A 12,420-nucleotide genomic window follows, 5' to 3' on the forward strand; every position below is an offset into this window, starting at 1 on the left:
ATCGAGCTTACAGTATTTACGAGGTAGTATAAACGAAATAACCACTCCTTACTTTTTGTTTTGAACCTTTTGATATACCCTGTTGATAAAGAAAACCTGGCTTGAGCCCGAAGACACTGTCTTCGCACGTATTAGTCATTCTGTCAGCCTTCAGGCGCCGGCGGGAGTCCTAGATGCACTTATGCTTCCAGAAGTATAAAACATTTATGGCATACTTTCTGAAGAGTATAAACAAAAAAGACTTTTGACATAGCCTAATAAGGCCATGTCAAAAGTCTCGTTACCTCTACGGTTTACAAAGTCAGGTGAGTTTCCCCACCGGGTATGTTGCCTTTGTAATTCAACTACTCCCTCTCAACAATATTAGTTTACTTGAATTATGGTTGCTTGTCAAATCAAACGAGGGATTTTTCTTAATCAGACACCGACTAAGAGCCTATATTAATATCAGAAACCCCCTAAGATTTTGGTTGCAAGTTTACTACCAAAGTCTAGGGGGGTTAGGTTTAGTTCCCTTTTTAGGTTAGCCCGGAGATATCCTCCACCATCGTTATCCACTAAGGCGGGACTAGTCTAATCTAGTCTGACGGCTGTACCCGACGCACTTACCATTAGCATACTACCACTTTGACCGATCACTTCATAATCTAAATCAATGCCTACCACAGCATCAGCACCTAATCGTGCTGCACGTTCCTCTAATTCCTTTAAAGCAATATGACGAGCATCCTGCAATTTTTCTTCATAGGCCCCGGAACGCCCACCGATGACATCCGTTATACTTGCAAAAAGATCTCGCATAATATTGGCGCCCATGATTGCTTCTCCCGTAATAATACCTAAATAAGCTGTAATTTTTCGGCCCTCAATAGACGGAGTTGTTGTTAAAAGCATATTCCATTCCTCCTATTTATGTATTCTTATAATTATAGCCCATATTCCAAGTTTTAGCATTAATGAAAATAAGATTTGTAAACATTAGATCACTATCCTCTTCCCTTAACGGGCTAATTCATGAATTGTTTCTACAAATGCCCCTATGATACGGTGAAACCCCTGGGGGTTTTGGGCTGGTACTCTGTATTGCTTGTTAATTTCCACCTGCACAGCAGGGATTTTTAGTTCACTAGCTACAAAGTTAGCGATCGTGTTCTTTCCTGAAGCGGAAAAGTGATTATAGGAAATTTTGTTAAATCCAAAGGCTTGAATATTTCTCTTCAGCGTTTCGAGTAATGAATCCTTGCCTAATAGAGTTCTTCCATCATCTGTGCCAAAATCAATATCAAATTCTCTCTCTCGAGCGGCGCCATGGATATCAAGTACGAGTTTAATCTTTTCTTGACGTACAATCTCTGAGATTTTTTCCTTAAAGATACAAGGTGAATCTATATTCGGATCTCCACCGTATAGTTTCGTTGCTGCAATGGCATGGCAACCCGTTAATTGGTTCAAAAGATATACGATTGAACCTGTATATTGATCAGACATTTTGATCTTCTTATGTCTAAAATGTCTTACAGCATGAGGAGCGGACACCAACACGGGTAAGTTACCTATTGAGAACCAGAACGGATCCTCTTGTTTGGGATTGACTCTTTTGTCCGTCTTATAAAAATGAACTCTCTCCACATTAACGGCTTCTTCATTAATGCGAGCACGCTGATACTCTCGCAGTAGATCTTCTGGTTTTCCCATAATATCAACCCCTGACAAGTTTACTCATAGCATTTACACCATCTTTGACAGATAGGGCTTCTGGCCTATAACACCAAGACTTTAGGTCTATACTTTTGCATCTCTGTCAATGATACAATTGGTAGAGATTAATGTTTATGGAGGGATCCCCTTGGTTTGGCACAAAATTAACACAAAGAGGCAAAATCGGATTATTATTGCTGGTACAATTATCTTATCCATTCTAATAGTGGGAATTACGAACCTAATTGTCCGTATGAGTTAACCTTTGCAACTTAATAATAGGTTTATATATCTTTCTACTCTGCACTCTATTGTTTCCGCTAATTCTCGAATTAATAATGGACGGTTCATCTTTGCCTGTACATTTGCAAGATGAACCGTCCTTTAATATTTTGGGTGTGAGATCTTTAATAAGTCTCCTCAAAGACTTCGAAATACGCCGTAGGATGAATACAAGCTGGACATTCCTCTGGAGCACTTGTTCCTTCATGAATATAACCGCAGTTTCCACACTTCCAGAGCTTATTCTCATCTTTTTTAAAGACTTGATCTTGCTTAATATTTTCTGCCAGCTTGTTATATCTTGTTTCGTGTCTTTTTTCCGCAGAAGCAATCATGGTAAATGCTGCTGCAATTTCCGGAAAACCTTCTTCCTCTGCCACCTTAGCAAAGGCCGGGTATAACTCAGACCATTCTTCGTTTTCTCCACCAGCGGCGGCTAATAAATTATCAAGTGTCGTCCCCTGAGCTACTGGAAAAGCAGCACTAATCTCTATATTAGCAGGAAGCTCACCCTCAAAACCTGCTAGTAGAAATTTGTAAAACCTTTTTGCGTGTTCCTTTTCGTTATCCGCAGTTTCGATAAAGATATTCTTAATTTGTTTGTAACCTTCTTTATCTGCGACTGATGCATAATAGGTGTAGCGGTTGCGAGCTTGTGATTCTCCTGCGAAAGCTTTTAATAGATTTTTAGCAGTTTCAGTCCCTTTTAAACTATTCATGATATAGTCCTCCTTATTCCTCTTCCTATTCCTTATGCTAATCGTTACACTTAGGCATTTGTGGAACCACTAAAACCGAGCATGTTCTTGTGATAAGTACAATAGAAAAATTTTAGATTTGACCAAGAAGCATATTTTCTTGAATGTTTATAATTATTATAAACTTATTATAGTTGCATGTTATTCATTCGTCAACACTCAAATTAATCTTTTCACTTCCATAAACTTAGATATCTATTTCATTAGGTTCGCCCTCTGACAAGATAACTTGCCATTCTTGATCATCTTCATTAAAATTAGCGATTTTATCGATTGGCATCTTCAAATATTTCCCCCAAGCACTCACCGCGACATCGCCATTATTTAAAACTATTTCCCCGGTCCCTTCAAATAACCTACTCGAATTTTTCGTAATTCTGCCAACAACCCTTAACTCTTCCGTTAAGGGTATAGGTTTTCTGTACTTTATATTTAACTCTACGGTTACTCCCCAAATATCCTCTTCTTTCACCATAATTGCCCTACCAATAGTTTCATCCAAAATAGTTCCAGCGATACCACCATGCAACCTCTGGGGATAGCTTTGGTGTTCCTCAAGAGGTTTAAAGATAGCAACAAGCTCACCATTTTCCAATTCATAAAAAGAGGCTTTCAATCCTAAATCATTTTCCAGTCCACAAACTATACACTTTTTACTATTCTGTTGTTTTTTCATCACCTTGTACCTCATAAAATTCTCCTTACAGAAAGCGTTACACCTGAATCCCACTTCCCACATAAATGCGTCTTTCCTAGAAATAATTACTGCGAAATCATATCATATAAGAATGTATTCTTCCATGATTCCTCTTCGGAACTGCAACCAGATTCTTGTTAGTCGAGAATATTTTCTCTGGATTTTTTGATTTGTTTGCTTCTCAATTGTCCACAAGCGGCCTCAATATCTGTCCCATGTTCAAGACGGATACTACAATTAATTCTCTGCTTTTTCAACACATCATAAAACGCCAGCATGGATTCCCTCTCACTTCTTTGATACTGATGATGCTCTTCAACTGGATTATAGGGAATTATATTCACAATCACGAGAGGTCGTTTATCGCCAATCAGGTCAGCAAGTTGTAGAGCCTGTTCTCTACTGTCATTCAGCTCCTTGAGAAGCAGATATTCCAATGTAATCCTTTGATTTGTTTTGTTTAGATAATAATCGACGGCTTTCATTAACCTTTCTAATGGAAAGACACGGTTAATTTTCATGATTTGTGTACGAAGTTCGTCAGTAGGGGCATGTAATGAGATCGCTAAGTTAACCCTCAAATTGAGATTTGCGAAATCATAGATCTTATCGACAAGGCCGCTGGTCGAGACGGTTATATGTCTAGCCCCAATGGCTAGTCCCTTATGATCTATTATAATCTGCAATGAGTCAACAACGTTATGAAAATTATCAAAAGGTTCGCCAATTCCCATTACTACAACATGGCTCACTTTTTTATCTTGTTTCTCTAGATCCAAATAATGTTGAACTTTCAAAATTTGTTCCACAATTTCGCCACAAGATAAATCACGATTTTTCGCTAATAACCCACTGGCACAAAAGCTACACCCCATGTTACAGCCTACTTGGGTTGTAACACAAGCCGACAAACCAAATTTATGTCTCATCAATACCGTTTCAATCAGATGGTCGTCCTTTAACTTGAACAAAAACTTTATTGTTCCATCTGCGGATTCTTGCTTAGAGTGTTCATATAAAGATTCGAGGATAAAATGATCTGCTAATAATTGCAGACACTCATTATTAACGTCTAGCATTTCTGAAAAGTGCCTCACTTGCTTCTTGTAAAGCCAATCCCAGACTTGTAAGGCCCGAAACTTTTTATGTCCATGTTCTAAAAACCATTCTTCTAGATGGTCAAATGTCAATCCATAAATGGATTTTTTACTCATCCAAATCCTCTTTTCATTAAGTTTAGCCCCGCAAATCGCGGAGCCAAAACGGACCTTCTCACATAGTTATTGGAAGTGGTACACCGAACTTCAAGTATTGTACTCTATATTAGTATTATATCATACCCTATTTAGCGCTCATCATAATTTGACAAAGTACATAACTCTCATTTCATATTCACCGCTCAGGCGGAAACAATTGAAGATTACATTCCGTAACCACTACATTCCTACCGCTCTCCTTAGCTTTGTATAAAGCCCTATCAACCCGCTCCATGAGCAACTCCTGATCATCCTGGCTGAAGAAGGCAGTGACGCAAAAGCTGCAAGTTAGATTCGTTTCCTTGTTTAATGACGCTTTATAAATCGAGTCTCTTAATCTTTCCGCAAGGGCAGAAGCTTCTCTACAATGAGTCTGTGGTAAAAGAATCACAAACTCCTCCCCACCCCAACGAGCAAAGACATCCACTTCTCTAACCGATTCTTTGACAAGATTGGCTATTTCTTTAAGAATCTTATCTCCAAAACTATGCCCATTATTGTCGTTAAATTGCTTGAAATGGTCTATGTCGAACATTATAAGAGAAAAGGTATTTCCATACCTCCGGGCTACTTCATTTCAGACTTGAGTTCTAATCACCTATGTTATCTTTGGCCATTGCCCTGATTTTAGAGTTTATAAGCCATAATCTCCCCCACTTGAACATTTTGTTTTTAACAATATAAGATGATTATATTACAATATGGTGTATGATTCCATATTATTAATTTGGCAGCGTCGTACAATTATTATTCAAATTCCTTGCCTAGATAATTATAAGCCTTGACCGCAATATGCCAGTCCTCTGATCGATTTAGTTCGGATGAATTTCAGGTTTCATCGGTCAAATTAGTCTCAATATTTGTAGATGCCAAACAGTCAGGAAAGTTATCTCATTTGTGCATGGTTATAGAATAACCCACAAGGCTAGCAATTAAATGTAATTAACCCAGATTACACCTTAGGTAGATTTATTTTTTTCAATTAAACTCCCAAAATTATCGTGCTGCATTTTGGTTTTGCGGGCAAAAAGCAAGTACACTAGTAGAGAAACCAATGTCGGTAGGATTACTAATAGGTACATGACATCGTATCCGACTGCTTTGGCCACAACACCCCATAAGATGGAGCCAAGAGCTAGACCCAAATCTAAAAACATGAAATAGGTGGCCGTAGCGGCTCCACGTCGCTCCAGCGGCACATACAAAACAGAAAGGGCATGTGTCGTTGGCTGGACTGCACCGAAGCCTATTCCATAAATTATACCTGCTAAAATAAAGACCGGCAGGGTTTGAGCTACATAAAGAATCACCAGCGTGAGTGTACAAAGTATTAACCCGGGTACTATAACGATGTCGTATCCCTTACGATCGGCTAAACGTCCGAATAGAGGTCGTGAAATGGTGATACTAATGGCGTACACTAAGAAAAAAATCCCAATATCAGGCACTTGGCGAAATTGGCCGTATACAGCCAAGAAGGAGATAATGGCGGCGTAGTTTATTGAAAGGAAGAATATCACTAGGGAAGGACGCAAGGCCTTCTTTTCTAAGAGCACTGTTTTTACTGCAATAGGCCTGTTCTGGGGCTTGTTCTGGTTTTTTTCTGGCGACCGACTATTATTATGTTTTATGAAAATTGCTAATAAAAAAGATAATAACACGAACCCGGCACAAACATAAAACATCAGTTGGAAATTGTAACCTTGCATTAGATACAGGCCCAATGCTGGGCCAATCCCCATGGCTACGCTTAAAGAAAAACCGTAATAACCCATCCCCTCTGCAAAGCGAGGTTTAGGAATAATATCGCTGGCCAACGTGCCAGCTGCAGTGTTGCAATAGGCCCAGCCAAAACCTTGAACAAAGCGAGCCAACAAGAGGGTTAATAGAGTGGGTGTCCTGATGAGAGCCAAAGCGCTAACAAAGAAGATGGCTAAACCAAATAAAAAAACGCCTTTGCGTTGCAGATTATCAGTATTACGTCCAGCAAAGGGACGAAAAAGCACAGCGGCTAGGAAGAATATTCCCATCGCCGAACCGGATAAGGCTTCCTTTCCAGTTATCTCTTTAATATAGATGGGCAGTGAGGGAATCAGCATATAGAAACTAATATAGACGGAAAAGTTTGCAGCTATTAAAAGCAGGAACTTCTTCGTCCATAAAGGATTTAAAGGGTAAGTCGGTTCTGAGGTTTCTGGCAAGGCTCCACCTCATTTCGGTTTTTAATAATTATTCTCGATAAATAATTCAATTCCCTGCAAAACAAATTATATTTTTTGAATTATTTATATAATATTTTTATTGACACTTAAGAGACCTCAAATGTTTTTAAAATCATCGAGGTCTCTTAACCAACTTTAAGAAAACAATCTAAGGAACTATCTCTGACCGAATCCTAAACTCTAAATTTGCTAACAACATGACCTAGCTCTAGGGCCATTTGAGAAAGGCCATGACCACTCGAAGGGATTTTTTCCATCGAAGCTGATTGTTCTTCCACAGCCGATTCTGTACTTGACTGGAAGAATTTCTACCGACCTTATCTATTTCATGTACAACGGAAACCATTTGTTTGGCGCCATCAAGGACAGATTTCCCTTCTACCTATAATTCTCCCGCTGTGGAGATTGCAAGTTATTTAGGCAGTTTTCCAAGTAACCCCCACACTTGGCGATGTAATTTGTGTGGAAAGCCAGTTGGTTCAGCGAACATCAATATACATTGCTTATGTATAACGTTTATTCCGTACTTTTCACAAAGTTCGATTGCTTTCTGTGATTCGGCTCCTTGTTGTATCCATATATGTTTAATTCCTGCAGCAATTGCATCCTTAACTACTTTTTCCGTTTGATTAGGGGGAGTGACGATTACAACTCCATCGACTGGTTCTGGCAATGACAGTATACTGTCAAAACAAGCTTCTCTTTGATTGTTAATTGAGTTGGGATTAACTGCCAATAAACGGTAACCTTTGGCCTTGAGATTTTTGTATAACATAGATGAGAACTTCTTTTCCGACCTTGACATACCAGCAATAGCCAAAGTCTTCTGATTTAAAAATTCCTTGATTGCTGACCTGGTCAAAATACATACCTCCTATTTTCGAATGACCACTTCCCCGAACCGTATTATTGCTAAGTTATTGGCAAACGATTACTTTCCCTACTTGCCCGGGGAACCAATTCCATTCTTCAAGTACATTTGGACATTCTCTAAATATAATTTAGTCCCTAATTCTTTTATTCTTAAAGACTCGCCGGAAATTTCCTTTTTGATTTGAGCTGGTGCCCCGACGGCTAAATGACGAGCCGGTATTTCGCAGTTGTTGGTTACCAAACTCAGCGCAGCAACCATGGCGTCTTCGCCAACGACTGCATTGTCCAGAATTACCGAATTTATTCCGATGAAACAACCCTTTTTAAGAATACAATTGTGCAGTACTGCCCCGTGCCCTATGGTTACATCAGATTCGATGATCGTTTGGCCACCCGGCGAGGAATGAATTACCACATTATCTTGGATATTAGTACGGGCACCAATAATAATCCGACCATCATCACCACGCACTTGAGCCCCAAACCAAATGCTTGCCCCTGCTTCCACCTCCACATTGCCAATTATAGTTGCATTTGGCGCAATAAAAGCTTCTTGATGAATCTGAGGAGTTTTTCCATTCAGTGAGATTATCATTTTTGCATATCACCCTTTCTTTAGAATGTGGACATATTACTTCTTTTGAAATTGTCGGCAGGAATCCGTTTATCGAATTCAACTTCTTTAAAGCCTACTGTTCCATCTAACAACGATGAAGGCTACCCTTTTAGACAACTATATTCCAAATTGATGGCGAAATATGGCGAAAAAATGACAGCACCGAGATAAAAAATCTCAATGCTGTTCTTATATAGTCCAACAATTATACTATTTGAATCTTTTTACCTCTGGGATCCCCTTTAAACTCTTCAAGAGCATGTTCCCAAGCTTCCAAACCGATATCCTCGTTATAGTAAAGATGCGTTTCTTTCAAATGCGCTTGGGCAATTTTGCCAGTAACTAACGGATCATCATTAGATACATTGGTATAAGGATCGACTGTGCCATGTTCTAATTCAATATTTATCCCTTCTAAGTATTCTTCTGCAGTAAATCCCACGCTGTCAAAATCAATCCCAAGCTGCTTTGCAATACTAATCGCTTCAGTGAATGTGAATTTTTTCATAGGTCAATACCCCTTCCATTCATTAACCGTATTATATCCTGTATTACACAATTTGAAAACTCGCTTTTGCCAAGTAGTAACCATTGTAAGGAATAATCTGCTCGTACTTACTTTGAAATTAGAGGGCGCAGGGGTTAAAAACTTCAGTATTGTTTAATGCGGTAAAACATGAGCTTCGAAGAGATTTCCAATTTGGTTTTGCCATGATCATGTCGGCGTCCAACCCGGATCAGTGGATGGCGCTACCATAACCTCTCCCGGCTGTAACCTGCTTGCTTCGGACGGGAGCCCATAGAAGAGCGAACCCGCATTGTAGTGCGGGCTCGCTCTTCTATGGTATAGATATAATTTTGTTTACCCTTGTCTTTAGGCTCCGATTTTTGTTGTTATAAGTGTTGGATAGGATGTAGGATTCTGGCAAGTTGGGCAGAAGTATACTGACAAACCGCTCATAATTGGAAACATATTGTCAGTAAAAGCACTCCACACATCCGCTTCATGAATTACCCCACAGTGAGGACAACAGTACGCCATATAAATCCCCTTCCTTTCTTACATTTTAGTTTCTTTACTATAGTATATCACCAAATTAAGCACTTAGTACCATATATCACAAAGTCTTAATTTTCTGAGTAGTCAATTAATATTCAGAAAACTATCTTACAGGAAAAGAAACTTCCGGACACTTGCTTGGTAAGTCAAAAAAAGAGAACCAAATAATTGGTTCGGAAATTTGCCTCGAAGAGGATCATATTTACACCGTCTCAGTTCCGATCTTATCTTGTCATCTCGTATTAAATACCTGGAAAGTAAGTATTTACGACTTTTTTTACATCCTCTAGCCAATCTTCCCTTTGTTCTATGCTGCTAGTGACGACAACCCCGTACATTTTTCTATAAAAGTTTCGAACGCCACATAGGTCAAAAATGCACGTCTTCCATAAAACCTCCAATGGATCACCAAAGACATTTTGTTCACGTGACCTCGTATCCATTGCCAAGTAACGTCTGAACTACTTTATCGGCAATTGCATGATTAAAGCTTCCCTTTTGAGGATGGCCTAAAATAACTGAAATCGTCATAAACATCCTCCAATTAAAATGTCTCAACTAGTTTTTCCATGAAAAATATGTAAATGGTAAATGAACATCTAACGATCATTTCTCTGCCTTTCTATACAACTGAAAGGTTAAGGTATTCCCCTCTACATTACAACGGATTAGGAGATAAGCGTCTGTACTATTTCTGAATCTAAAATCGAGAATGGGAAAGCTTACAGTTGCATCCTGCCCGGGAGGCACATAATCAACGGGCAAGGAATGACGATGTCTTTCTAAAATTTCTAAATTGGCAAGAATAACTACATTGTAAAGATTGGAAGAAACTTGGCAGACTCCGCCGCCCAGCCCCGGGGTGAACTTGTTTCCTACGATGATCAGAGCCTCTTGATAACCTGCTTTCGCAGTTCGTTCTCCGACACTTTCATTGAAGGAGAACCGTTCTCCAGGTGCTAATAGTTTTCCATCGAGAGCCTTTGCAGCAAGGCGAATGTTCCCCGTGCGTTTGACCAGGGTAGAGTCAAAGTGAGTAGAGTATTGAGCGATTAGCCCGGAGCTCGTCACGGTGTCAATGATGGGTTCTCTGACAGTAAGGTTCAGTTTGATTGCTTTGCCATATCCCTCTACAACTCCATCATAAACACTTGACCCTATGTTGCTGGTATCGACTAACTTGGATTTCCACTCAACAGGCACATCAATAGTATCACTATTGTAAAGCTTAGCTTGAACTGTTGTAGGAAAAGAATAGTCTTCACTTTGAATAACTGTTGCAGTTATATCAGCTATAGAATAAATACTAGTTTCTTTCACTGTTCCCAAGATCAAGCTTCTTGAACTTTTTATTATCTCATCTGATACAATCCCACTGCCCCCAAACGACACTAAGTTTGGACACAAATTATGCGCATAAAGTTTTCCAAAATAACTGGCTACTGATTTTGGTAACGTTGGCACTGTAGGGTCTATAAAGATAATGGGATCTCCATTTCTGGCAGCCACAGCACTACCTGCCAAAGCATCAGCAAAATCGTAACCTGTGGTTAGATATACTGTTGATGGATTCGGTGCGAAGGTTTCTGCAATCATAACATTCGTATCAAACCGAGATTCTCCAGTCAACCGTTCGACACTACTCTGTGGTAACAAACTACTTATTTCGGATTTCACATTATCTGTAATCGCGCCTACTCCCCCCGTTATATATACTTTCGCAGGTTTTCTTTCCCCTAAAAAATTCTTAATTTCTTGAGGGAGTGCATCGTGAGGGGTTAACAGTATCGGCCAGCCTTTATTTGCAGCAATACTTGAGATACTTAAAGCATCAGGATATTGTTCTCCAGCGGATATCACAACTGTGGAAAAAGTAGTAGTATCCTTGAGTGAAGTGGCTATCTTATAAGACGTATTATACCTGTCCAGGCCTGCAATTCTATCAACATTTGTAAATCCGAGGTCATTTAATTTAGTCTCGAATTCAGCGCCAATTATTCCAGCTCCGCCAATGATATAAACCGTTCCAGTTGAATCAAGATGTTGAACGACATATTCAAACGCATCTTTAGAACTTTCAATTGAAGAATCAACTAATAGTAAAGGGGCTTCCTTTTCATGGGCTAGGACACTTGCCGATAAAGCATCTGCAAATTCATTTCCTGTTGAAGGATTACGTTTTTAACCTTTTCGTTGCAATAATACTCAGAAATAACCCTGGCAGTCCCATATCTTGTAGGTCCGGAAAGCCTATTAATGCTAACAATTTGCGGTGAGTTAGTAGCTGAACTTGGATTATTAGTAGCAGCAAAGGCTGGTGTTCCTACAGATATGCAGTTACATGAGATTAAGATTAAGGCAATTATCTTTCTATTCATCTAACAATACACTCCTTCAATGTGGTAACTGGATAATTATCTCATGTTGAAGAAGTGAAGCATGTCGGAAGGAGCATCATATTTACTTACTTATAATTAACAAAAGTGTCCCATTTAAACGAATACCGAAACATTATCTCAGAATCAAAACTTCTGTATGAATATCAACGAAAAATTTCACACTTTGTTACAATGAAAGAAGCTCCCGCATTTTCCCTTGATTCCTGCTAAGACTCTCTAAATATCCAAGAAAAAAACCTGACTGATTTAAAACTGTCACTGTTTCAACAGGAATCTTTTTTGCTATGTAGAAATATATCTCATGTATAAGGAGTGAATCAGATGGGGGATAAAAATCCTAAGAAGAAGCCAAAGCAGCCCAAAAAACCGTAGCTTCCAGCAGATAATCCTGTCCGTCCAAATGCAAAGTCCCCTCCCCTTCGAGAATGTAAATTATGTGTGGCCAAGGGTGAGTGTGGCGAGGAGTATAACCGCCTTGACCTAGCTCGAATTCTCGCATAACATAGCCTTCCCACCCTTGAGTTGGGGAAATGTAAAAAATCCCCTCACTTGAGGGGTA

10 protein-coding genes and 2 pseudogenes are annotated in these 12,420 nt (G+C 39.3%); all 12 read right to left on the minus strand.

All coding sequences use genetic code 11. The features are described from left to right. Positions 1–573 precede the first annotated feature (573 nt). Positions 574–894 (minus strand): heavy metal-binding domain-containing protein, encoded by a 321-nt coding sequence (locus ACYQ3Q_RS03435; protein ID WP_034145515.1) that lies wholly within the window; start codon positions 892–894, stop codon positions 574–576. Between the two features lie 105 nt (positions 895–999). Continuing rightward, entirely contained in the window at positions 1,000–1,695 is a 696-nt protein-coding gene (locus ACYQ3Q_RS03440) for a hypothetical protein (protein WP_459927266.1), read from the minus strand. A gap of 410 nt (positions 1,696–2,105) precedes the next feature. After that, complete coding sequence (gene rbr / locus ACYQ3Q_RS03445; protein WP_459927267.1) at positions 2,106–2,699, minus strand: rubrerythrin; 594 nt, start codon at positions 2,697–2,699, stop codon at positions 2,106–2,108. Between the two features lie 226 nt (positions 2,700–2,925). Then, positions 2,926–3,414: a PaaI family thioesterase gene (locus tag ACYQ3Q_RS03450; RefSeq protein ID WP_459927268.1), complete on the minus strand. Its 489-nt coding sequence runs from the start codon at positions 3,412–3,414 to the stop codon at positions 2,926–2,928. Between the two features lie 158 nt (positions 3,415–3,572). Next, the gene (rlmN, locus tag ACYQ3Q_RS03455) at positions 3,573–4,649 is read right to left on the minus strand and encodes a dual-specificity RNA methyltransferase RlmN (protein ID WP_459927269.1); all 1,077 of its coding nucleotides are present in this window, start codon (positions 4,647–4,649) and stop codon (positions 3,573–3,575) included. A 178-nt stretch (positions 4,650–4,827) separates the two neighbouring features. Beyond that, positions 4,828–5,250 (minus strand): annotated as a pseudogene (locus ACYQ3Q_RS03460) (GGDEF domain-containing protein); the annotation flags it as partial. A 400-nt stretch (positions 5,251–5,650) separates the two neighbouring features. Beyond that, entirely contained in the window at positions 5,651–6,892 is a 1,242-nt protein-coding gene (locus tag ACYQ3Q_RS03465; protein WP_459927270.1) for an MFS transporter, read from the minus strand. Positions 6,893–7,325: 433 nt separating this feature from the next. Next, positions 7,326–7,775, minus strand: a complete 450-nt coding sequence (locus tag ACYQ3Q_RS03470) for a CoA-binding protein (RefSeq protein WP_459927271.1) — start codon at positions 7,773–7,775, stop codon at positions 7,326–7,328. Positions 7,776–7,853: 78 nt separating this feature from the next. Then, positions 7,854–8,381: a gamma carbonic anhydrase family protein gene (locus ACYQ3Q_RS03475; RefSeq protein ID WP_459927272.1), complete on the minus strand. Its 528-nt coding sequence runs from the start codon at positions 8,379–8,381 to the stop codon at positions 7,854–7,856. 226 nt (positions 8,382–8,607) lie between these two features. Beyond that, a complete protein-coding gene (locus ACYQ3Q_RS03480) occupies positions 8,608–8,910 on the minus strand; it encodes a DUF5661 family protein (protein WP_459927273.1) in 303 nt (100 codons plus the stop codon). A gap of 1,158 nt (positions 8,911–10,068) precedes the next feature. After that, positions 10,069–11,840, minus strand: a pseudogene (locus tag ACYQ3Q_RS03485) (cell wall-binding repeat-containing protein). A gap of 358 nt (positions 11,841–12,198) precedes the next feature. Beyond that, complete coding sequence (locus ACYQ3Q_RS03490; protein ID WP_459927274.1) at positions 12,199–12,360, minus strand: cupin domain-containing protein; 162 nt, start codon at positions 12,358–12,360, stop codon at positions 12,199–12,201. Positions 12,361–12,420 lie beyond the last annotated feature (60 nt).

The organism is Desulfosporosinus burensis, assembly GCF_054657535.1.